Origin of the sequence: Bradyrhizobium sp. LVM 105, from assembly GCF_003957705.1 — a bacterium.
GTDB classification, from domain to species: domain Bacteria; phylum Pseudomonadota; class Alphaproteobacteria; order Rhizobiales; family Xanthobacteraceae; genus Bradyrhizobium; species Bradyrhizobium frederickii.
Map to the genome: position 1 here is coordinate 449,996 of NZ_QZMV01000004.1, position 22,196 is coordinate 472,191.

At 65.8% G+C, this 22,196-nt stretch carries 21 protein-coding genes; 8 read left to right on the forward strand and 13 right to left on the reverse strand.

What is annotated here, in order from left to right:
• Positions 1 to 196: 196 nt before the first annotated feature.
• The 3 genes from D6B98_RS14575 to D6B98_RS14585 all read right to left on the reverse strand — a co-directional run bounded on the left by D6B98_RS14575 (position 197) and on the right by D6B98_RS14585 (position 3,043).
• A complete protein-coding gene (locus D6B98_RS14575; RefSeq protein ID WP_126257679.1) occupies positions 197 to 862 on the reverse strand; it encodes a methionine ABC transporter permease in 666 nt (221 codons plus the stop codon).
• Positions 852 to 2,000, reverse strand: coding sequence for a methionine ABC transporter ATP-binding protein (locus D6B98_RS14580; RefSeq protein WP_205680484.1), 1,149 nt, complete (start codon positions 1,998 to 2,000; stop codon positions 852 to 854). Before D6B98_RS14580 ends, D6B98_RS14575 begins: the two co-directional genes overlap by 11 nt.
• Positions 2,001 to 2,236: 236 nt before the next feature.
• On the reverse strand, positions 2,237 to 3,043 hold the full coding sequence (locus D6B98_RS14585; protein WP_126257680.1) for an enoyl-CoA hydratase/isomerase family protein: 807 nt from the start codon (positions 3,041 to 3,043) through the stop codon (positions 2,237 to 2,239).
• Between the two features lie 219 nt (positions 3,044 to 3,262).
• On the opposite strand from D6B98_RS14585, the gene nthA reads away from it, so the two are divergent.
• The 3 genes from nthA to D6B98_RS14600 are packed head-to-tail and all read left to right on the forward strand — an operon-like array spanning position 3,263 to position 4,922.
• Positions 3,263 to 3,889 (forward strand): nitrile hydratase subunit alpha, encoded by a 627-nt coding sequence (gene nthA / locus D6B98_RS14590; protein WP_126257681.1) that lies wholly within the window; start codon positions 3,263 to 3,265, stop codon positions 3,887 to 3,889.
• On the forward strand, positions 3,886 to 4,545 hold the full coding sequence (gene nthB, locus D6B98_RS14595) for a nitrile hydratase subunit beta (protein WP_126257682.1): 660 nt from the start codon (positions 3,886 to 3,888) through the stop codon (positions 4,543 to 4,545). Before nthA ends, nthB begins: the two co-directional genes overlap by 4 nt.
• Positions 4,545 to 4,922 (forward strand): nitrile hydratase accessory protein, encoded by a 378-nt coding sequence (locus D6B98_RS14600; RefSeq protein WP_164718602.1) that lies wholly within the window; start codon positions 4,545 to 4,547, stop codon positions 4,920 to 4,922. Before nthB ends, D6B98_RS14600 begins: the two co-directional genes overlap by 1 nt.
• Before the next feature lie 183 nt (positions 4,923 to 5,105).
• On the opposite strand, the gene queC is transcribed toward D6B98_RS14600, so the two are convergent.
• Positions 5,106 to 5,819 (reverse strand): 7-cyano-7-deazaguanine synthase QueC, encoded by a 714-nt coding sequence (queC, locus tag D6B98_RS14605; RefSeq protein ID WP_126257684.1) that lies wholly within the window; start codon positions 5,817 to 5,819, stop codon positions 5,106 to 5,108.
• 126 nt (positions 5,820 to 5,945) lie between these two features.
• Here queC and mazG point away from each other — a divergent pair, with 126 nt between their 5' ends.
• On the forward strand, positions 5,946 to 6,797 hold the full coding sequence (mazG, locus tag D6B98_RS14610; RefSeq protein ID WP_126257685.1) for a nucleoside triphosphate pyrophosphohydrolase: 852 nt from the start codon (positions 5,946 to 5,948) through the stop codon (positions 6,795 to 6,797).
• 177 nt (positions 6,798 to 6,974) lie between these two features.
• On the opposite strand, the gene hflX is transcribed toward mazG, so the two are convergent.
• The 4 genes from hflX to D6B98_RS14630 form a co-directional block, all read right to left on the reverse strand.
• Entirely contained in the window at positions 6,975 to 8,357 is a 1,383-nt protein-coding gene (gene hflX / locus D6B98_RS14615) for a GTPase HflX (RefSeq protein ID WP_164718603.1), read from the reverse strand.
• Between the two features lie 11 nt (positions 8,358 to 8,368).
• A complete protein-coding gene (gene hfq, locus D6B98_RS14620) occupies positions 8,369 to 8,617 on the reverse strand; it encodes an RNA chaperone Hfq (protein WP_007591126.1) in 249 nt (82 codons plus the stop codon).
• 314 nt (positions 8,618 to 8,931) lie between these two features.
• Entirely contained in the window at positions 8,932 to 10,302 is a 1,371-nt protein-coding gene (ntrX, locus tag D6B98_RS14625) for a nitrogen assimilation response regulator NtrX (protein ID WP_126257687.1), read from the reverse strand.
• A 17-nt stretch (positions 10,303 to 10,319) separates the two neighbouring features.
• Positions 10,320 to 12,710: a sensor histidine kinase gene (locus D6B98_RS14630; RefSeq protein WP_126257688.1), complete on the reverse strand. Its 2,391-nt coding sequence runs from the start codon at positions 12,708 to 12,710 to the stop codon at positions 10,320 to 10,322.
• 178 nt (positions 12,711 to 12,888) lie between these two features.
• Here D6B98_RS14630 and D6B98_RS39850 point away from each other — a divergent pair, with 178 nt between their 5' ends.
• On the forward strand, positions 12,889 to 13,035 hold the full coding sequence (locus D6B98_RS39850; protein WP_164718604.1) for a hypothetical protein: 147 nt from the start codon (positions 12,889 to 12,891) through the stop codon (positions 13,033 to 13,035).
• A gap of 168 nt (positions 13,036 to 13,203) precedes the next feature.
• On the opposite strand, the gene ntrC is transcribed toward D6B98_RS39850, so the two are convergent.
• Genes ntrC through dusB form a run of 3 tightly spaced genes read right to left on the reverse strand, consistent with a single transcriptional unit; the run spans position 13,204 to position 16,823 of the window.
• Positions 13,204 to 14,646: a nitrogen regulation protein NR(I) gene (gene ntrC, locus D6B98_RS14635; RefSeq protein ID WP_028136498.1), complete on the reverse strand. Its 1,443-nt coding sequence runs from the start codon at positions 14,644 to 14,646 to the stop codon at positions 13,204 to 13,206.
• A gap of 9 nt (positions 14,647 to 14,655) precedes the next feature.
• Complete coding sequence (locus D6B98_RS14640; protein WP_126257689.1) at positions 14,656 to 15,825, reverse strand: two-component system sensor histidine kinase NtrB; 1,170 nt, start codon at positions 15,823 to 15,825, stop codon at positions 14,656 to 14,658.
• Entirely contained in the window at positions 15,822 to 16,823 is a 1,002-nt protein-coding gene (gene dusB / locus D6B98_RS14645) for a tRNA dihydrouridine synthase DusB (protein ID WP_126257690.1), read from the reverse strand. Before dusB ends, D6B98_RS14640 begins: the two co-directional genes overlap by 4 nt.
• Positions 16,824 to 17,105: 282 nt before the next feature.
• Between dusB and D6B98_RS14650 the strand changes: the two genes are divergently transcribed.
• Positions 17,106 to 18,287, forward strand: coding sequence for a bifunctional 2-C-methyl-D-erythritol 4-phosphate cytidylyltransferase/2-C-methyl-D-erythritol 2,4-cyclodiphosphate synthase (locus D6B98_RS14650; protein WP_126257691.1), 1,182 nt, complete (start codon positions 17,106 to 17,108; stop codon positions 18,285 to 18,287).
• Between the two features lie 4 nt (positions 18,288 to 18,291).
• On the forward strand, positions 18,292 to 18,897 hold the full coding sequence (locus D6B98_RS14655) for a CinA family protein (protein WP_126257692.1): 606 nt from the start codon (positions 18,292 to 18,294) through the stop codon (positions 18,895 to 18,897).
• Positions 18,898 to 19,989: 1,092 nt separating this feature from the next.
• Here D6B98_RS14655 and D6B98_RS14665 read toward each other — a convergent pair.
• Both D6B98_RS14665 and lipA read right to left on the reverse strand, forming a co-directional pair.
• Positions 19,990 to 20,460 (reverse strand): type II toxin-antitoxin system RatA family toxin, encoded by a 471-nt coding sequence (locus tag D6B98_RS14665; RefSeq protein WP_126257693.1) that lies wholly within the window; start codon positions 20,458 to 20,460, stop codon positions 19,990 to 19,992.
• Between the two features lie 6 nt (positions 20,461 to 20,466).
• Positions 20,467 to 21,423: a lipoyl synthase gene (gene lipA, locus D6B98_RS14670; protein ID WP_126257694.1), complete on the reverse strand. Its 957-nt coding sequence runs from the start codon at positions 21,421 to 21,423 to the stop codon at positions 20,467 to 20,469.
• Between the two features lie 130 nt (positions 21,424 to 21,553).
• Between lipA and D6B98_RS14675 the strand changes: the two genes are divergently transcribed.
• Entirely contained in the window at positions 21,554 to 22,156 is a 603-nt protein-coding gene (locus tag D6B98_RS14675) for a DNA-3-methyladenine glycosylase (RefSeq protein WP_126257695.1), read from the forward strand.
• The last annotated feature ends 40 nt before the right edge of the window (positions 22,157 to 22,196 follow it).

Below are 22,196 nucleotides of genomic sequence, written 5' to 3' on the forward strand. Positions count from 1 at the left end.
TGTTCCGCCCTAGCTCAGGCGGTTTCGGAGTGCGATAGGAACGAGGCTAGAATTTCTCCAGACGTGTGCGCAGCACGTGCGACCAATGCGCTCAAGCGAGCTGTGCAGCTCAAGGCGCATTCTGCGAGACGCGCTCTTTAGAATTGGAATATTTCCAGACTGTCGATCTGCGCTCCGTTCCGCACGGAGCGGTCTCTCAGCGATGCCGCAGCCGGCGATTGACCCGGCGTGCCAGATAGTCGCCGGCGCTCTGAACCAGCTGCACCAGCGCAATCAGCACAACGACGACCGCCAGCATCATCTCCGGCATGAAGCGCTGATAGCCGTAGCGGATGCCGAGATCACCAAGGCCACCGCCGCCGACCGCGCCGACCATGGCGGAATAGCCGAGCAGGCTGACCACCGCGAGCGTCAGCGCCAGCAGAAGTCCCGGCAGCGCCTCCGGGATCAACACCTTGAACACGATCTGAAGCGGCGAGGCGCCGAACGAGGACGCGGTCTCGATCAGGCCGCCGTCGACCTCGCGGATCGCAGCTTCGACCAGGCGCGCGATGAACGGCGCCGACGCGGTCGTCAGCGGCACGATCGCCGCGGTCGATCCGATCGAGGTGCCGGCAACGAGGCGCGTGAACGGGATGATGGCGACGACCATGATGATGAAGGGCGTCGACCGCGTCGCATTGACGACGATGCCGAGCACGCGATTGACGATCGGAGCCGCGAACAGCTCCCCCTTCCGGCTGGTCGCGAGGAAGACGCCGAGCGGCAGGCCGAAGGCGGTGCCGAGCAGCGCCGCGATGCCGACCATGTAAAGGCTCTCGAAGGTCGCCTGGACGATCAGGTTGATGAGCTCAGGCGACATAGCCGAGATGCTCCGCCGGGAATTGATGTTGAGACAGAAAGGCCAGCGTCCGCGTCACCGCGTCCTCGCCGGGAATACCGAGAGGAATGCCGAGAACGAGCGAGCCGACTTGCTGGCCGCCGATCTCGTCGATGCGCGCCGACAGCAACGACACGTCGAGGCCGAGCTCGCGGGCGAGCCGGGCGACCAGGGTGTCGCCGGCCCCTGCTCCGCGCACCTGGAGCCGGATCACAGCCTGCCCGTCGGCAGACGGCGCCGCCACGATCCGGCTCGCCAGCGAGACCGGCAGGCTGTCGCCGATCACCTCGGCCAGGAAGGACTGCGTGATCGGATGCTTCGGGTGCGTGAAGATATCGGCGACATGGCCGCTTTCGACCACATGACCTGCGTCGAGCACGACGACGTCCCTGGCGAGCTGGCGCACCACGGACATTTCGTGGGTGATCAGCACGATGGTCACCCCGAGCTCGCGGTTGATGTTGGCGAGCAGATCGAGGATCGCGCGCGTGGTCTGCGGATCGAGCGCGGAGGTCGCCTCGTCCGACAACAGCACGCTCGGCCGCGTCGCCAGCGCCCGGGCGATGCCGATGCGCTGCTTCTGGCCGCCGGAGAGCTCCGACGGATAGCGGTCATGCTTGTCGGCGATGCCGACGAGCGCGAGCAGCTCGGTCACGCGCGCCTTGATGTCGGCCTTGGACCAGCCGGCGATCTCCAGCGGCAGCGCAATGTTGTCGGCCGCAGTGCGCGAGGACAGCAGGTTGAAATGCTGGAAGATCATGCCGATCGAGCGCTGCGCCAGCCGCAACTCGCGGCCCGCCAGCGCCGAGATATCGCGGCCATCTACGATCACGCGGCCCGTGGTCGGCTTCTCCAGTCCGTTGATGAGCCGCACCAGGCTCGACTTGCCGGCGCCGGAGCGGCCGATCACGCCCGTGATGGATCCGCGTGGAATGGCGAAGTCGATATTTTGCAGCGCGTTGACGCCGGGCTTGCCGCGGTAAGCGGGATAGGTCTTCGAGATGCCGGCGAAACGAACCATCGCCTCCGGTTCGTCGGCAGCAGGTGAAATCGCTTCGAACCTCTCGATCGGCTGTCCGATCGCAAGCGATTGATGGGCATTCATGGAAGCGGCCTTCATGCACAAAAGTTCTCTCGTCCGCCCGGAAGGCAAACAAGCGCCGGTCGCATCGGCGACGAGGAAGGGGAGCAGCAGCAAACCGCCTCGAAGGAGTCGCGCGCTGCATCCGCAGCACACAGCATCGCCTCTTCCGATCCTTCTTGCAATTGCAGATATTTGCAGGGAGATGGACGAAATTTCCCCGATCGCCCCCAGCCCAAGAAAATTCATCCGCCGGATATCCGAGAGCGCCTTGGCTACCGACCCTTGAAGCGTGGCTTGCGGCGGCCCAGGAATGCCTCAACGCCCTCCTTGTGATCCTCGCTGAAGCTGGCGAGTGCGAACTGATCGACGTCCATATGGCTGGCGAGATCGTCCAGCGCATGCGCGAGCCGGTTGACCGTGAGCTTCGTCATCGCAACCGAGAGCGGCGGCTGCGCGGCGACCTTGCGGGCGAGCTCCATGGCGGCCTCGAAGGCATGGCCGGGATCGGTCACCTGTTCCACCAGGCCCCACTCATAGGCTTCATCCGCCGAGATGCGTTGGTCGGCCAGGATCACCGCCTGCTTGGTGCGGGCGGGTCCGATCAGATGCAGCATGCGCGGAATGCTCTGCCAGCTCATGTTCATGCCGAGCCCGATCTCGGGCACGCGCAGATGCGCGTCGTGCCCCATCACGCGGAAGTCGAGCGCCACGGCCAGCGCGACGCCGCCGCCGACGCAAAAACCCTCGATCGCCGCGATCGTGATCTGCTCCATCTCCTGCCAGGCGTGGGTGAGGCGCGGCCCGAGCTTGAGGTGCCGGCGCAGCGTGCCGAGATCCATCTCGTTGCGCGAGCGGCCCTCGTCGTCTTTCAAGTCGAAGCCGGCACTGAACGCGCTGGCGCTGCCGGTCAGAACCACGACGGAGGTTGTCGCATCATCTTCGAAGCTGCGCGCGGCCGCGGTGAGCTGGCGCAGCGCCTCGGGCGACAGCGCATTGATGCCGTCATTGCGGTCGAACCGCACGATCGCGATCCGCCCCTCCGGCCCGTGACCCTTCTCGATCGTCACGTAATTGGTCAACGGAAGTCTCCCCTGTTCTTGTTGCTCTTGATCACAGACGTCCGGTGCGCCGGTGCTCCGGCTCACTAGCGTTCTCGCCGATAATGTTGCGGCCGTAGATCTCGTCGACCGAAAATATCTCGTTCGGCCGCCAGCGGACAGCGCCAGGCCAGCCCATGGCGAGATGTTAGCAGAGTCTTCGCCTCGACAAGGCCCGGATTCTGGGACTATGTTCGCGCCATGAGCGAGCACCACCACGACCACGATCACGACCATTCCGAGCTGTCGGAGACCGAGCTGCGCGTGCGCGCGCTCGAGACCATCCTGACGGAAAAGGGCTATGTCGAGCCCGCCGCGCTCGATGCCATCATCCAGGCCTACGAGACCAAGATCGGCCCGCACAACGGCGCCCGCGTCGTCGCCAAGGCCTGGACCGATCCGGCCTTCAAGAAGGCACTGCTGGAGGACGGCTCCAAGGCGATCGGCACGCTCGGCCATGTCAGCCGCGTCGGCGACCATCTCGTCGTGGTCGAGAACACGCCCGAGCGCCACAACATGGTCGTATGCACATTATGCTCCTGCTACCCTTGGGAGATGCTGGGGCTGCCGCCGGTCTGGTACAAGGCCGCGCCCTACCGCTCGCGTGCGGTAAAGGATCCGCGCGGCGTGCTCGCCGATTTCGGCGTCACCCTGCCCAAGGACATGGAAATCCGGGTATGGGATTCCACGGCCGAGACCCGCTTCCTGGTGCTACCGATGCGCCCAGCGGGCACGGAGGGATGGAGCGAGGAGCAGCTCGCCGAGCTCGTCACCCGCGATTCCATGATCGGCACAGGCTTTCCCAGGACGCCGGGAGCGCCGTCATGAACGGCGTGCACGACATGGGTGGCATGGACGGGTTCGGCAAGGTCGAGCCCGAGCCGAACGAGCCGATGTTCCACGAGGAATGGGAGTCACGTGTGCTCGCGATGGTGCGCGCGATGGGCGCGGCCGGCGCCTTCAACATCGACACCTCGCGTTACTATCGCGAGACGCTGCCGCCACACGTGTACCTCTCGAGCTCCTATTACAAGAAGTGGTTCCTCGGGCTCGAGGAGATGCTGATCGAGAAGGGCTACCTCACCAGGGAGGAGGTCGAGGCCGGCCATGCGATGCAGCCCGCAAAGGCGCTCAAGCACGGCAAGTTCGATCTCGCCAATGTCGAGCGGGTGATGGTGCGCGGCAAGTTCGCCCGGCCCGCCCCGGCGCCCGCCAAGTTCAAGATCGGCGATCGCGTCCGCGCCAAGAACATCCATCCGACCACGCATACAAGGCTGCCGCGCTATGTCCGCGGCCATGTCGGCGTTGTCGAGCTCAAGCACGGCTGCCACGTGTTTCCTGATACGGCGGCGATGGAGCGCGGCGAACATCCGCAATGGCTTTACACGGTCGTGTTCGAGGGCCGCGACCTCTGGGGCGAGGACGGCGATCCGACCCTGAAGGTGTCGATCGATGCCTTCGAGCCCTATCTGGATCCGGCGTGATGAGCAGCGCGCTTGCCGCTGCCGCGACGGCGGCCATTCCCAGCATTCCGCGCGATGACGACGGTCCGGTGTTCCGCGCGCCCTGGGAGGCGCATGCATTTGCGATGGCCCTGACGCTGCACGAGCGCGGGGTGTTCACCTGGCCGGAATGGGCTGCAGCACTCGCACATCAGATCAAACGAGCGCAGGCCGCGGGCGATCCTGACACCGGCGAGACCTATTACCTGCACTGGCTCGCCACGCTGGAAGGCCTGGTGGCAAGCAAGGGCGTCGCCTCGACGGACACGCTGCACCGCTATCGCGATGCCTGGGACCGCGCCGCCGACCGCACGCCGCATGGCAAGCCGATCGAGCTGCGGCCGGAGGATTTTCGATAGTCCTTTGCCATTGCTGTACGGCGGCCGCCCCACTCTCCGCCGTCATCCTGAGGCGCGAACCTTGCGATGCCTTGCATCGCAAGGTGAAGCCTCGAAGGATGGGCTCCGGGCGCGCTTGCAGCCCATCCTTCGAGGCGCGCAAGGGCGCGCACCTCAGGATGACGGCGGTGGGTGTGACAGCCCTCACCGCCCCGCCACAAACTCCCGCCACCCCTTCGCCCGCAGGCTGCACGCCGGGCACTCGCCGCAGCCATAGCCCCAATCGTGCTGCGCGCCGCGTTCGCCGAGATAGCAGGTGTGGGAGTGCTCGCGGATCAGATCGACCAGCCCCTCGCCGCCGAGATCCTGCGCCAGCTGCCAGGTCGCGGCCTTGTCGATCCACATCAAGGGCGTATGCAGCTCGAACTTCCTGGCCATGCCGAGCGAGAGCGCCGTCTGCATGGCGCGGATTGTCTCGTCGCGGCAATCGGGATAGCCGGAATAGTCCGTCTCGCACATGCCGCCGACGATGTGCGTGATACCGCGCCGGTAGGCCAGCGCCGCGGCGAAGGTCAGGAATACGAGGTTGCGGCCGGGCACGAAGGTGTTCGGCAGGCCGTCGGCGCCCATCGCGATCGCGACGTCGCGCGTCAGCGCGGTCTCGGACACCGCCGCCAGCGTCGGGATCGACAGGGTATGGCCGTCGCCGAGCTTTGCGGCCCAATCAGCGCGCAACGCCTTGACGCCGTCGAACAGCCGCTCGCGGCAGGCGAGCTCGATGGCGTGGCGCTGGCCGTAGTCGAATCCCAGCGTCTCCACGCGGGAAAAGCGGCTGAGCGCCCAGGCGAGGCAGGTGGTGGAATCCTGCCCGCCGGAAAACAGCACCAGCGCGGTTTCCGATGAAAATGTGTCGCTCATGGCCCGCGCTTTAGCATTGTGGGACGTCTCAGCCAATCGGTGGAAATCGGCCCGTTCCGCACGCCCGCGCTGGGAACGGCGGCCGGCTTTTGGCATAAAGCTGGGAGCCAGGAGAATAGCCCCGCAATGACCCCTTCCCGCGATATTTCCCGCCTGATCGAGATCATGGCGGCGTTGCGCACGCCGGTGACCGGCTGCCCCTGGGACCTCGAGCAGAATTTTGCGACCATCGCACCCTACACGATCGAGGAGGCCTATGAGGTGGTGGATGCCATCACGCGCGGCGACCTCGATGATCTCCGCGAAGAGCTCGGCGACCTCCTGCTCCAGGTGGTGTTCCACGCCCAGATGGCGTCGGAGCAGAACGCTTTCGCGTTCGGCGACGTCGTCGAAGCCATCACCCGCAAGATGATCCGACGCCATCCCCATGTCTTCGCAGACAAGGACGGCAACCTCGCCTCGTCCCACGTCAAGGAGGTCTGGGACCGCATCAAGGCCGAGGAGAAAGCCGAACGCGCCGCGCGCCGGCCGCCCGAAGAGACGCCGGCGCACAAATCGCTGCTGTCAGGCGTGAAGGCCGGCCAGCCCGCGCTGACCCGCGCCATGGAGCTGCAGCGCAAGGCCTCGACCGTCGGCTTCGACTGGAACGACCCGCGCGCCGTTCTGGCAAAGATCCGCGAGGAGGCCGACGAGATCGAGGCCGCGCTCGACCGTGGCGACAAGCAGGAGTTGGCGGAAGAGACCGGCGACCTCATGTTCGCCCTCGTCAACCTCGCCCGCCACGTCGATGCCGATCCGGAAGCGGCGTTGCGCGCAACCAACGCGAAATTCGAGCGGCGCTTTGCCTATATCGAACGCGCGCTGGAGGCGCAGGGACACACGCTGGAGCAGGCGTCGCTGGCCGAGATGGATGCGCTGTGGAATGAAGCGAAGGGTGAGGAGACAGCGTCAGAGGGGCGCAAGGAAGCGCGCCCGTAATTCACTTGTTGGCGAAAGCCAATTCGTAGGGTGGGCAAAGCGACTTGTCCGCTGTAGCTCGAAGAGCGAAGGCGGAAGCGTGCCCACCACCTGCCTCATATCGCGGAATGATGGTGGGCACGGCGCTTTGCGCCTTTGCCCACCCTACGAGCGCTGCATTGTCCGGGACGACAGCATTTATGCGGCGTGATGCGGCACCGCGTCGAACCTCGACACCACGATGTCCCGCTTGGTCTCGTCCACCCGCACGGTCATGTCGAAGCGGCCGTCGTGCAGCTCCTTGGCCAGCACCTCGGCATTGCGATGCAGCCAGCTGATGCCGGCGCCGTCGGCGGCGTCGATGGAGAGATCGAGCGTGGTGCGCTTTGCGGCAAGGCGTTCCTCGATCGCGGCGAGCAATGCATCGACGCCCTCGCCCGTGACGGCGGAGACCAGCATGGCCGGGTGGTCGACGGGCCGGCGCGCCGCGATGTTCAAAAGCTCTTCGCGCTGCTCGGCATCGTAACGGTCGATCTTGTTCCAGACCTCGATGATGCGGCCTGAATCATCGGGATTGATGCCGAGCTGACGCAGCACCGCGTCGACGTCGCTCTGCTGCGCCTCGGCATCTTCATGCGAGATGTCGCGCACATGGAGAATGACGTCGGCCTCGAGCACCTCCTCCAGCGTGGCACGGAAGGCGGCGACGAGCTGGGTCGGCAGGTTGGAGATAAAGCCGACCGTGTCCGACAGCATGGCCTTGCCGCCATGCGGCAGGTTGAGCGCGCGCAAGGTCGGATCGAGCGTCGCAAACAGCATGTCGGCGGCCTGCACGTCGGCGCGGGTCAGGCGGTTGAACAGCGTCGATTTGCCGGCGTTGGTGTAGCCGACCAGCGCGACGACGCGATACGGCACGCGCTGCCGTCCCGCACGATGCAGCCGCCGCGTCGCCTGCACCTTCTTCAGCTCGCCCTCGAGCTTGGAGATGCGTTCCTGGATCAGGCGGCGGTCCGCTTCGATCTGCGTCTCGCCGGGGCCGCCCATGAAGCCGAAGCCGCCGCGCTGGCGCTCCAGATGGGTCCATGAGCGCACCAGGCGCGAGCGCTGGTAGTTGAGATGCGCGAGCTCGACCTGGAGCGAGCCTTCCCGCGTCTTGGCACGGCGGCCGAAGATTTCCAGGATCAGCCCGGTGCGGTCCAGCACCTTGGCGTGCAGCTCCTTCTCGAGATTGCGCTGCTGGATCGGCGCCAGCGCGCAATCCATCACCACGAGCTCGACCTCGAGGGTCTTGATCAGGCCAGCGATCTCCTCGACCTTGCCCTTGCCGATATAGGTGGCGGGACGGATCTGGCTGATCGGCGCGATGATGGCGTCGGCGACGACGAGATCGATCGCGCGCGCGAGGCCGGCGGCTTCGTCGAGCCGGGCCTCGGCGTCACGCAAGACATGTGTTTCCGATTGCGCGTCGGCACTGCCCGCGCGCACACGCAAGTAGGGGCCGATGACAAGCACCCGCCCCGTCTGCTTTGCCCCTGCCGACCGCGGACGGTCGGCATCCCCGTCGAAATTCCGGGGTTCCAATCAGATCACTCTCAAGCCGGCTGATCCTCGCCGCCTTCGAACAGCTGGATCGGAGCACCAGGCATGATGGTCGAGATCGCATGCTTGTAGACCAGCTGCGAATGACCGTCGCGCCGAAGCAGCAAACAGAAATTGTCGAACCAGGTCACGATGCCCTGGAGCTTTACTCCGTTGACCAGAAAGATCGTCAGTGGCGTCTTGGTTTTGCGAACGTGATTGAGGAAGGTGTCCTGTAGGTTTTGTGCGCGGTCTGCCGCCATTGTTTTTTTCTCGCTTTGAGTTTCTTTTTATTGCGCCGGTTGCGGCCCTCTTTGTGAGGTTCGGGGCCTCTCCCGGTTGCCGTTCCGTCATGAGATCCCCCTCGGACGGAACAGCTGTGCGATTAGAGGACAGGTGGGCCTATTAGGCAAGCCGCTTCACGCGGCAGCCCCCGCCTGATTGCTCCGAAAAAATACGGAAATCGATGATTTTCCTGCTTTATCCCTAAGATGCCGCCGCAATGTCGCGGCGCTGGATTCTTGTTTTGACGTCCGTTTCCTCATGCCAGCCGGTGGCCGCTTCGCGCGAAAATGCGCTAGCCGACACCGAGCGCCTTCAGCTTTCGATGCAGCGCCGACCGTTCCATGCCAACGAACTCGGCTGTGCGAGAAATATTTCCTGAAAAACGGCTGATCTGTGCAATCAAATAGTCGCGCTCGAACACCTCGCGCGCCTCACGCAGCGGCAGGCCCATGATGTGCTCGCCATTGTTGCTGGTCGGCATCGCCGGCACCATGGAGCCGACGTCCTGTGGCAACATGTCCGCCGTGATGATGACCTCCGGCCCGCCTGCCGCGAGAATCATGACCCTCTCGACGTTGTTGCGGAGCTGGCGCACATTGCCCGGCCAGACATGCGATTGCAGCACCGCCATCGCGTCCTGCCCGATCTGCCGCTTGGGCAGACCGCTGCCGGCCGAGATCTGCTCCATGAAATAGTCGATCAATTCCGGGATGTCCTCGCGCCGTTCCGAGAGCGCGGGCACGCGGATCGGCACCACCGAGAGCCGGTGATAGAGGTCCTCGCGGAAGTGGCCGGCCGCGATCTCCTCCTCGAGATTGCGCGCGGTCGACGAGATGATGCGGACGTCGACCTGCACCTTGGCGGTGCCGCCGACGCGCTGGAACGACTGCTCCACCAGCACGCGCAGGATCTTGTTCTGGGTCTCGCGCGGCATGTCCGCGATCTCGTCGATGAACAGCGTGCCGCCATGGGCTTCCTCGAGCGCACCGGCCTTGCGCGGCTGCTCGCCGTTGGACTGCTCGACGCCGAACAGCTCGTGCTCCATCCGCTCGGGCGTGATCGCGGCGGCGTTGATGACGACGAAGGGACCGTCGGCACGGCCCGAGGCCACGTGCAGGGTGCGTGCGGCCAATTCCTTGCCGGCGCCGGCGGGGCCGACGATCAGGATGCGGCTGTTGGCCTTGGCGGCGCGCTCGATGGTCTGGCGCAGCTGGTTCATGCTGGGCGAGCGGCCGACGAGCTGGCTGGCGCTCGGCGCGAGCTGCTTCAGCTCCTTCACCTCGCGCTTCAGCCGCGAGTTCTCCAGCGCCCGGGTCGCGACCAGGATCAAACGGTCGGCCTTGAACGGCTTCTCGATGAAGTCGTAGGCGCCGCGCTTGATCGCGGCGACCGCGGTCTCGATGTTGCCGTGGCCGGAGATCATCACGACCGGCAGATCGGCGTTGTCTTTCTTGACCTGCTCCAGCAGCTGCAAGCCGTCGAGCTTGGAGCCTTGCAGCCAGATGTCGAGGAACACCAGGTGCGGCCTGCGGTTGGCGATCTCGGCGAGTGCCGTATCGCTGTCGCGTGCGGTTCGGGTCACGAAGCCCTCGTCCTCGAGAATGCCCGCAACGAGATCGCGAATATCGGCCTCATCATCGACAATCAGAATTTCACTTGCCATGGATCGCGCCTGTCATGTCAGCTGCCTGTTGAGGCTTCGATTTTCGTTGAATCATTGGTCTTTTCAGCGGGCTCTTTGGTTTCGGCCGCCGGCCCTTTTGTTTCCGGCGCCGCCTCTTTCGCCGGCCCCGTCACTGCGTCCTTGGTGATTTCCCTGGCCACCGGCGCTTGCTCGGCTCCTTCGGCTTTGGCGGGCTGCCCGGAGATCGCAAAGCGCATCCGCATCCAGGCACCGCGCTGGCCCTCACGGAAGTCGGAGGCATCCTTCAGCTCGATGCGTCCGCCATGGTCTTCCAGCACGCGGCCGACGATCGCAAGGCCGAGGCCGGTGCCCTTGGCCCGCGTCGTGACGTAGGGTTCGAGCAGCCGCGAGCGCGCGACCTTGGGCAGTCCGATGCCGTTGTCGATCACGTCGATCAGCACGTCATCGCCCTCGCGGGAGACGACGACGTCGATACGGCCCTTGCCGAGCTCTTCCGGCGGGACCTGCTCGATCGCCTCGGTGGCGTTCTTGACGATGTTGGTGACCGCCTGAGAGATCAGCCGGCGGTCGAACTGGGCCCGGAGCGGATCCTGCTTGAACTCGGCCTCAATATCGATCTCGGGATGAGCGACCTTCATCAGGAACACGGCCTGCCGCACGGTGTCGGCGACGTCCTCGCCCTCCATCACCGGCTTCGGCATGCGGGCAAAGCGCGAGAACTCGTCGACCATGCGGCGGATGTCGTCGACCTGGCGCACGATGGTGTCGGTGCACTGCTCGAAGATCTGCTTGTCCTTGACCTCGGTGATGTCCTTGCCGAACTTGCGGCGGATGCGTTCGGCCGAGAGCTGGATCGGCGTCAGGGGGTTCTTGATCTCGTGGGCGATGCGGCGCGCCACGTCACCCCAGGCCGAGGTGCGCTGCGCCGAGACCAGCTCGGTGATGTCGTCGAGCGTGATGATGTAGCTGTCGTGCGGCTGATTCTTCTCGGCGCTAACCCGGACTGACAGATTGCGTTCCTGCCCGTCGCGGGTGATCGTGATCTGCCCCTGCACCAGGCGCTGGGTCCCTTCCCGCGCCGCCTTCATCATCTCGTCGAGCTCGGGCAGCACCTCGGAGAGCGGGTGGCCGAGCGTCTCGGATTCGGCGTGCCCGATCAGCTTCTCGGCCGAGCGGTTCAAGATGCCGACGCTGCCGGAGGCATCGACGCCGATGATGCCGGCGCTCGCCGAGGACAGCACGGCCTCGATGAAACGGCGGCGACTGTCGATGAGGTCGCTGGCGTTGACGAGCTCGTCGCGCTGGCTGCGCAATTCCTGCGTCATCTTGTTGAAGGTCTCGCCAAGCTGGGCCAGATCGCCTTCCGACTGGTGCACCGGCACCTGGACATGGAGATCGCCGGTCGAGACCGTGTGGGCAGCGTTCATCAGCCGCCGGATCGGCGAGACCAGCGAGTTGGCGAAGTTGAGGCCGATCAGCACCGAGGCCATCAGGATGGTCAGCGCGATCACGGCAAACATCAGCGCGAAGGCGACCTGGATACCGAGCCGGCGCGACTCGATCTGGGCATATTCGGCGACGCTGACCTCGGTCTGCTTGAGCTGATTGACGACGTTGGGATCAAGGGGCCGGGCGACATAGAGGAAGGTGTCGCTGAACGCGCGCAACCGGATCACCGCGGCGACGAAGCTCGCATCGGGGAGCACCGCGATCTCGGGCTCGTTCTCGTTGACGTTGCTGAGGAAGTCGGGCGCGGGTGGCGAATAGGCGAGCCGCATGCCGGTGTCGGCGGATTCCAGGATGTTGGTGTTCTTGTCGATGATCATCGCGCCCGGCAGATTGCGCGAGCCGGCGCTGGCGGTCAGCATCTCGCGGAACGAGCGGCGATCCTGGTCGTAGAGCGGCCGGGCATGCGCGATGTCGTTGGCCATGCCGAGAATGTCGCCACGGATCAGCTGGGCATGGTCCTGCATATAGGCCCGCGCGATCGTCAGCGAATTCTGGATCACCTGCTTGGTCGGCCCGGAGAACAGCCGGTCGAGGCCACGCTCGATGGTGACGTTGGCGACGACGGCCACCAGCACCGCCGGAAGCACCGCCACGATCGAGAACAGGCTGACGATCTGGACATGGAGGCGCGCCGCCGCCCTGCCCCGCCGCCGCGCCAGGATCAGCTGCCAGAGCTCGCGGACGATGATGCCGACCAGCAGCAGGATCGTCGCCGCGTTGATCAGGTAGAACGAGCGGACGACCTCGGGCGTCGGCTCGATCCTGGTGAGGCCGGTCAGGACCAGGAAGGTCAGGAACGCCGACAGCAGCGCCAGCCCCACGGCAAACGGCGCCAGCCAGCGCCGAGCCGACCAACGCCGGGGCTCATCCGCTGGGGCCGTGTCGAAGTGTGCGGCCGAGGTCTCTGCGCTGGTCATTCCGGCAATGGCGATGCTGAAAAGGGGTCCGCGGGCGCGCGGATACTGATGTATTCGTACCACATTGTTGCCGAATTGCGACAATTCCGCGGCGCTTCCTTCGCGACCGACGCCCATCATCCACAACCACATGCCGCCTGGACGGGAACGGATTCCCGTCATCCCGGCTTGACCCGGCATGGATAGATATTTTCTCGCGACGATGGTGTCGGCCGTTCTGCTGCTGATCGTGGCCGCCGACCTCCTGGTCAACGGCCTGGGTCTCCAGCAGCCGCTGGTGAATGTCGCCAGCGTCATGCCGGCCTCGGGCCGGCTCGTCAGATAGGTGCGGTTCCGCGCGGTGCGGCCGGATGACCGATTTTACGGCGCGGACGGAACATTTTGCTCTGATGCGGACTTCTGCTCACCGCGTCTGCCATAACGGCCAGCGCGATCCGGACAGGCTCAGCTCTGCCTTGGTAGGGGGAGCTGAGCCACCGTCCCGGTCGAGCAACTAGCCCCCGCTCCGATAGACCTGGATATCCAGATCCCGGATCTTCTTGCGCAGCGTGTTGCGGTTGAGGCCGAGCAGGTCGGCGGCGCGGATCTGGTTGCCGCGGGTGGCCGCCAGCGCGGCCGTGAGCAGCGGCACTTCGATCTCCTTGAGGATGCGGTGATAGAGGCCGGGCGGCGGCACGCCGTTCGGAAAGCCCTGGAAGTGCGATGACAGATACGCCTCCACGGCGCCGCCGAGATTGTCGACGCCCTGCTGGACCGCAGCGCCCGGGCTGACCGAGGGCGGCGCGAGCTCGCCGTCGATGACGGACGCCGTGATGACGTCCTGCGGATAGAGCGCGGCGAGACGCCGGGCGAGATTCTCCAGCTCGCGCACGTTGCCGGGCCAGCGGTGCTGCTTCAGCCGCTCCAGCGCCAGCGTGTCGAGCTTCTTCGGCGGCAGGCCGTCCTTCTCGGCGAGCGCGAAGAAGTGCCGCACCAGATCCGGCAGATCCTCGATGCGCTCGCGCAAGGGGGGCAGCCGCAGCGGCACGACGTTGAGGCGGAAGAACAGGTCCTCCCGGAACAGGCCCTGCTGGATCAGGACGCGCAGATCCTTGTTGGAGGCCGCGACGATGCGCACGTCGGTCTTGATCGGCGTGCGGCCGCCGACGGTGGTGTATTCGCCCTGCTGCAGCACGCGCAGCAACCGCGTCTGCGCCTCCATCGGCATGTCGCCGATCTCGTCGAGGAACAGCGTGCCGCCTTCCGCCTGCTCGAACCGGCCGGAGGCGCGGGTGTTGGCGCCGGTGAAGGCGCCGCGCTCATGGCCGAACAGCTCGGATTCGATGAGGTCGCGCGGGATCGCGGCCATGTTGACGGCGACGAACGGGCCGTTGCGGCGCTTGCCGTAATCGTGCAGCGCGCGCGCCACCAGCTCCTTGCCGGTGCCGGATTCGCCCGTGATCATCACGGTGAGGTCGGTCTGCATCAGGCGTGCGAGCACGCGGTAGATTTCCTGCATCGCCGGCGAACGGCCGACCAGCGGGATCGCCTCCATCTCGGCGTCCTCGTCCGGCGTCGAGACGCGCTCCTTCGGCTCGGCGAGCGCGCGGCCGACGATGGCGATCAGCTCCTTGAGGTCGAAGGGTTTCGGCAGATATTCGTAGGCCCCGCGCTCGGAGGCGCGGATCGCCGTCATGAACGTGTTCTGCGCGCTCATGACGATGACCGGCAGATTCGGCCGCATCTTCTTGATCCGCGGCAGCAGGTCGAAGGCGTTCTCGTCGGGCATCACCACGTCGGTGATGACGAGATCGCCCTCCCCCTGGCTGACCCAGCGCCACAGCGTTGCGGCATTGCCGGTGAGCCTGACCTCATAGCCGGCCCGGGACAGTGCCTGATTGAGAACGGTGCGGATGGCGGTATCGTCATCGGCTACGAGAATGCTACCTGCGGGCATTGTTAATCCTCATTTTGCCCCCTGTGACACAGGCGACGACTTCCCGGCAGAGTCGGCGCGACTGCTTTGATCGGCATGTTTCGCCGATGTGGAATACATCGGCATCAGCACGCGGAAGGTGGTCCTGCGCGGCTGAGATTCGCATTCGATGATGCCCCCGTGATCGCCGACGATCTTGGCGACCAATGCAAGACCCAGGCCCGAGCCGGTCTGCTTGGTGGTCACGAAGGGGTCGAACAGGTTGGGCAGAAGATCGTCCGGCACGCCCGGTCCGTTGTCTTTCACACAGAACTCGAGCGGCAGGGATACCCGGGATTTTTGACCGGGAACTGACAGGCGCACGCCGGGGCGGAACGCGGTGGTGAGCTGGATCTCGGCGTCGGGCACGTCGATCAGGGCTTCGGCGGCGTTCTTCACGAGGTTGAGGAACACCTGGATCAACTGGTCCTGGTTCGCCAGCACCGGCGGCAGCGAGGGGTCGTAATCCTCGATGAAGCGGATGTTGCGGGCAAAACCCGACTGCGCCAGCCGCTTCACGTGGTCCAGCACCGAATGGATGTTGACGGGACCGCGCACCACGGGACGCTCGTCGCCGAACACCTCCATGCGGTCGACCAGGGTCACGATGCGGTCGGCCTCGTCGCAGATCAGGCGCGTCAGCATGCGGTCCTCGGACGAGGCCTGCTGCTCCAGCAGCTGCGCCGCGCCGCGGATGCCGGACAGCGGGTTCTTGATCTCGTGCGCCAGCATCGCGGCCAGCGCGATCACCGAGCGCGCCGCGCTGCGATGGGTGAGCTGGCGGTCCATCTTGTCGGCGATGGTGCGCTCCTGCAGCATCACCACGATATGACCGGGGCGCTCGGTCAGCGGAGCCACGTGCAGGTCGACCTGACGGTCGCCGCCCATGCGCGGCGTGCCGAGATCGACCTTGTATTCGTTGACCGGCGAGTTCGACGAGCGCACCTGGTCGATCAGCGCCAGCAAGGGGCTGCCGAACGGCACCAGCTCTTTCAACGATTGCCGCTTCAGGAACTGCGTCGAGATCTCGAAGAAGGCTTCGGTGGCGATGTTGGCGGCGACGATCTTGCCGTCGGGCCCGATCATCAGCACGGGATTGGGCAAGGCATCGAGCATTGCGTCGCTGTCGGATGGACCGCGATGTTCAGCGGCTGAGCTCATGCAGCAGCGCTCCATGCGAAGTCGTCGAACGCATCCTGCAGCGACTGGTGGACGAGGCGCGGATCCTCCGAGGTGAGGATCTTCTGGCGCCACGACTTCAGCTTCCCGACCGACGCGCCGCTCGCCGCGGCCGCGACGTCGAGCGCCCAGCCGAGATGCTTGCGGGCATGTCTCAGTCCGACGCGAAGACCATAGAGCGCGCAGACGCCCTCATAGAGCGTGCGGATATAATGCAGCTGGGTTTCGAGCGAGGGCACCGCTTCCTCAGACCCGCCCTTCAGGCGGCGGCCGATCTGGCCGGGCAGCCAGGGCTGGCCCTGCGCGCCGCGGCCGATCATCACGGCATCGGCGCCGGAGGCCTTGAGCGCCGCGAGCGCGCGCTCGTAGGAGGTGATGTCACCGTTGACGACGAGCGGAATGGCGATCGCCTCGCGCACGGCGCGGATCGCGTCCCAATCGGCCTCGCCCTTGTAGAACTGGCTGCGGGTGCGGCCATGCACCGTCACGAGCTTGACGCCGGCGGCTTCCGCGCGCCGCGCCAGCTCCGGCGCGTTGCGGCTGCGGTCGTCCCAGCCGAGCCGCATCTTCAGCGTCACCGGGACCTTCACCGCCGCGATGGTGGCATCGATCAGGCTGACGGCGTGGTCGAGGTCGCGCATCAAGGCCGAGCCGGACTGGCCGCCGGTGACGTGGCGGGCCGGACAGCCCATGTTGATGTCGATGATATCGGCGCCTCCGGCCTCGGCGATCCGGGCACCCTCGGCCATCCAATGGGCCTCGCAGCCGGCGAGCTGGACCACGTGCGGACCAATCCCGGCGGCTTCGCAACGCAACCGGGACATCCAATGGCCGTTGGCGAGCTCATCGCTGGCGGTCATTTCGGACACGACGAGACCGGCCCCGAGCTCCGCGGCCAGCCGGCGGACGGGCGAGTCAGTCACCCCCGACATCGGCGCCAGGAAGACCGGAATGGCGACATCAATATCGCCTATTTTCAACGGCTTAGAGCCGGATATTGCCGAACCGGTCACAGGGGTCTCGTCGACTGGGCAGGGGCCTCATCGCGCCTGCCATGATCTATCTTGCGCACAATTCTTGTGCAGTCAAGCGTCATGCCTACAGTTTAGACAATTCTGCAAGTCTTTCAAGTGCAGTGCAGCAAAATGCCGTTGCGAACAATCGGGGGAAACCCCCTTTTTTTGCGGGCCTGCCGTGCTAGAGGCATGCGGCAATCACCCCACTCCCCGACTCTCCCATCACCAACTGAGTATTTGAGTCCTATGGCGAAATCACAGCGCACCGCGGTCGTCCTCGTCGCAGCCGGGCGTGGACTGCGTGCGGGCGCCGGTGGGCCGAAGCAATATCGCGAGATCGGCGGCGTGCCGGTGATCTATCGCGCCATGGAAGCCTTCAGCCGCCACGCCGACGTGTTTGCGGTGCAGCCGGTGGTGAACCCCGATGACAGCGCCATGTTCACGGCCGCGGTCGCGGGGCTCGAGCACGAGCCGCCGACCAATGGCGGCGCGACGCGGCAGGCCTCGGTGCTTGCCGGCCTCGAAGCGCTCGCACAACACAAGCCCGATATCGTCCTGATTCACGACGCCGCGCGCCCCTTCGTCTCGGACGGATTGATCTCGCGCGCGATCGAGGCGGCGAACCGAACCGGCGCCGCGATCCCCGTCGTCCCCGTCACCGATACGATCAAGCTCACCGGCGCGAGCGGCAATGTCGAGGGCACGCCGGACCGCGCCTCCTTGCGGATCGCGCAGACGCCGCAATCCTTTCGTTTCGACGTCATCCTCGAAGCGCATCGTCGCGCGGCGCAGGACGGCCGCAGCGATTTCACCGACGATGCCGCGATTGCCGAATGGGCAGGATTGACGGTTGCAACCTTTGAAGGCGATGTTGCCAACATGAAGCTCACCACACCCGAGGATTTCGTGCGCGAGGAAGCGCGCCTGGCGGCCCAGCTCGGCGATATCAGGACCGGCACCGGCTACGACGTGCACGCCTTCGGCGAAGGCGACCACGTCATGCTGTGCGGCGTGCGCGTGCCGCACACCAAGGGTTTCCTCGCCCATTCCGACGGCGATGTCGGCCTCCATGCGCTGGTCGACGCCATCCTCGGCGCGCTCGCCGACGGCGACATCGGTTCGCACTTCCCGCCGAGCGATCCGAAGTGGAAGGGTGCCTCCTCCGACCAGTTCCTGAAATACGCCATCGAGCGCGTCACGGCGCGCGGCGGCCGCGTCGCCAATCTCGAGGTGACGATGATCTGCGAGCGGCCGAAGATCGGCCCCTTGCGCGACACCATGCGCGCGAGCATCGCCGAGATCTCCGGCGTCGACATCTCGCGCGTCGCGGTGAAGGCGACGACCAGCGAGCGGCTCGGCTTCACCGGCCGCGAGGAAGGCATCGCGGCCACCGCGAGCGCCACCATCCGTCTGCCCTGGAGCGTGTAAGATCATGGGCGGCAGCGACGCACGCGCCCTCTCCCGTTCGCTGCTCGATCTGTGCCGGATGCGCAAGCTGACGATCGCGACCGCTGAATCCTGCACCGGCGGCCTCGTCGCCGGCGCGCTGACCGACATCCCCGGCTCGTCCGACGTGATCGATCGCGGCTTTGTCACCTATTCCAACGACGCCAAGCGCGCGATGCTCGGCGTCGAAGCCGGCACGCTCGCCAATTTCGGCGCCGTCAGCAAGGAAACCGCGACCGCGATGGCGGTCGGCGCGCTGGAGCGCGCCGGCGTCGATCTCGCCGTCGCCATCACCGGCATTGCCGGCCCCGGCGGCGCGACGCCCGGCAAGCCAGTCGGTCTCGTCCACTTCGCCGCCGCGGCACGCGACGGCCGGATCATCCACCGTGAGCATCGCTTCGGCGCGATAGGCCGCACCGCCGTGCGTCAACGCTCCGTCGTCGAGGCGCTGCGCATGCTCATGGATCTCGCCCGCGGCCCGCAGGCCCAGACCAAGCCGCGCGCCGCCGCAACCCGCCTGCGCCCGCGCGTGACCCGCTCGCCGCGCCGTCACGCCGTAAAGCGCAGGCCGCCGCGATCGCCGCGGGGCTGAGCCACCCCAAGCCGCCGCGAGCAATGCGCTGGCGTGATCGAGCACGGTGCCGGGAGAGGCGCGGTGGTCCGATCGGGCTACAAGCCTTTGCGTTGCCCGACGGGCAAAACACGCCAGTCGTAGGGCAAGACATCAGCGCGAAAATATTCGCCTTTACAGAAATTCGGATTTATCGCATCGTCCCGCCACCTCATCCCGGTCAGAGGGGCGTATCGCGATCGTCACGAAACGTGGGGTGAGCTGCGGTGGACGCAAGTCACATCGGCGCGAGAGGCATCGCAGGGCGGGCAACCGTGAGCGACGGCCGGCGCGCACACGACCGGTGTGACATGCGTACGGCAAAACCGTGTGGTCCTGACGCCCGGGGTCTGTGCGTCAAGTCTTGCGGTGATGTGGCGGCCCGACCGGGTGCGCGCATCAGCGATCTGCAAGGCGACGGGGGCAATAGTGCAACGCTCCCCGGGGAGAGCTCGGCATAAGCCGTCAAACCACTGCGCAGGGAAGGCCGGGATGTCTCCGGTTGCCCTGTTCTCCGCTATGCATGAAGCACACGCAGTCTGCTCTTGGCATGGCGGTCCATGGGAGCCAACCGGCTCCCGGCCTTCCCTGCGCCCTCTTTCAATTGATGAGGGTGAGGCGACCAGGCAAAACTCGGGCGAAGTGCGCCGCGAGCATGCGATGCTGTGTCCGCATGAAGGCGAGTACGTTGCAAACCCTATGCGTCACCGTCACCCTGAGGTGCGCGCGCTGCAGCGCGATAGCGTCGCAGAGCAAGCCTCGAAGGGCGACGGCCCCCGCTGCGCCAGTTCGGCCGCGCATCGTTCGAGGCTCCGCATGCGATGCATTCGCATCGCATGCCTCGCACCTCAGGATGACGGGATTGATACTGTCTCTGCGGAAAGCTTCTGGCTTGCTTCCGCCTTCGTACGCAACACCCCGCTCTCGTGCCCCGGACGCAGCGCAGCGTCCCTCCGACGATGCGCTGCAGAGCCGGGGCCCATGTCGCAGCGAGTGCCGTGGCGTCATGGGTCCCGGCTCTGCGCAGCAACGCTACGCGTTACGGCGCGTCCGGGACACGAGAAGCCGCAACAGCTATGTCGACGCCAGCTTCGGCCGGCCGTAGATCGCATCCGCCCGCTTCTCGAACGCGGTGGAGAAGCGCGCGAAGGCGGCATCGAACATCGAGCCCATCAGCAACGCCAGCATGCGGCTCCTGAATTCGTAGGACAGGAAGAAACCGACGTCGCAGACGCCCTCACCTTTGGGCTCGAACGTCCAGCGGTTTTCCAGATTGCTGAAGGGACCTTGCAGATATTCGACGAGAATCTTCAGATTGGCGCGGTCGAGCGTCACGCGGCTGGTGAAGGATTCCCTGACCAGCTTGAACGACACCGTCATGTCGGCGACCAGCACCTCGGTGCCGTCGGGCTTCACCATCCGCTGGCGAACCTTCAGCGCGCTGCAGAGCGGCACGAATTCCGGGTAGCGCTCGACGTCGGCGACCAGGTCGAACATCTCGGATGCGCTGTGATTGACACGGCGCTTGCTCGAAAATTTGGGCATGGCGGTTCAGCGGGCGTGAGCTGCCCGCGCGGCCTTCAGTCTCGCAAAATCCTCGCCGGCATGATGCGACGAGCGGGTGAGCGGGCTCGCGGATACCATCAGGAAGCCCTTGGTGTAGGCGACCTTCTCGTAAGAGGCGAACTCGTCCGGCGGCACGTAGCGCATCACCGCATGGTGCTTGCGGGTCGGCTGCAGGTACTGGCCGATGGTCAGGAAATCGACGTCGGCGGAGCGCAAATCGTCCATCACCTGCTGCACCTCGTGGCGCTCCTCGCCGAGACCGACCATGATGCCGGACTTGGTGAAGATGGTGGGATCGAGCTCCTTGACCCGCTGCAGCAGCCGGATCGAATGGAAGTAGCGCGCGCCCGGCCGCACCGTGAGATAGCGCGACGGCACGGTCTCGAGATTGTGGTTGAAGACGTCGGGCTTGGCGGCGACGACGATTTCGAGCGCCCCCTCCTTGCGCAGGAAGTCCGGTGTCAGGATCTCGATCGTGGTCGAGGGACACGCGGCGCGGATTGCGCGGATGGTCTGGGCAAAATGCTCGGCGCCGCCGTCGGCGAGGTCATCGCGGTCGACCGAGGTGATGACGACGTGGGCAAGCCCCAGCTTGGCAGTCGCCTCGGCGACGTTCTGCGGCTCGGCCGCGTCCAGCGCATTCGGCAGGCCGGTCTTGACGTTGCAGAAGGCACAGGCGCGGGTGCAGGTGTCACCCATGATCATGAAGGTGGCGTGCTTTTTGTCCCAGCACTCGCCGATGTTCGGACAGCCCGCTTCCTCGCACACCGTGTGCAGGCCGTTGGACCGCACGATGTTGCGGGTGTCGGCATAGCCGCGGGTGTTGGGCGCGCGCACGCGGATCCAGTCCGGCTTCGGCGGGGAAGCGGAATCGGGCCGGTTCACCTTTTCGGGGTGGCGCGGGCGCAGCGGGTTCGAGATGGTATCGACGATTACGACCATGGGGTGTCCGGTCTGTTCAGGTCCTACCTAGTCGGTCTGGCGGGGCATCGCAACCCGCCTCGCCCCGCTTCGGGGAACATGGCAGATATGGGCAATATCCTGCTCTGTCCTCTGGCGATTCTCATCTCGAATGGCTCCAAGATCGAACGCCTCACCCCCGCGGCTCGGCAAACGGTTGAAGCGTGGCTTTTTCGGCCGCAGCGTCCACGAGGTCGCGCCCGACCTGATCGGCGCGACGATGCTGGTCGACGGAATCGGTGGCATCATCGTCGAGGTCGAGGCCTATCATCATACCGACCCGGCGGCGCACTCCTACAACGGGCCGACGCCGCGGAACCAGGTGATGTTCGGCCCGCCCGGTTATGCCTACGTCTATCGCTCCTACGGCATCCATTGGTGCGTCAATTTCGTCTGCGAGGAGGAAGGCTCGGCCAGCGCCGTGCTGATCCGCGCGATCGAGCCGACGCACGGCATCGCCACCATGCGCCGCCGCCGTCATCTCCAGGATCTGCACGCGCTGTGCTCGGGCCCGGGCAAGCTGACCGAGGCGCTCGGGATCACCATCGCGCACAACACGCTGCCGCTGGACCGGCCGCCGATCGCGCTGCATGCGCGGACGGAGGACGTCGAGGTCGCAACCGGCATCCGGATCGGCATCACCAAGGCGGTCGAGCTGCCCTGGCGCTACGGCATCAGGGGATCGAAGTTCTTGAGCAAGCCGTTTCCGAAGTGACCATCGTCGTTCCGGGGCGATGCGTAGCATCGAACCCGGA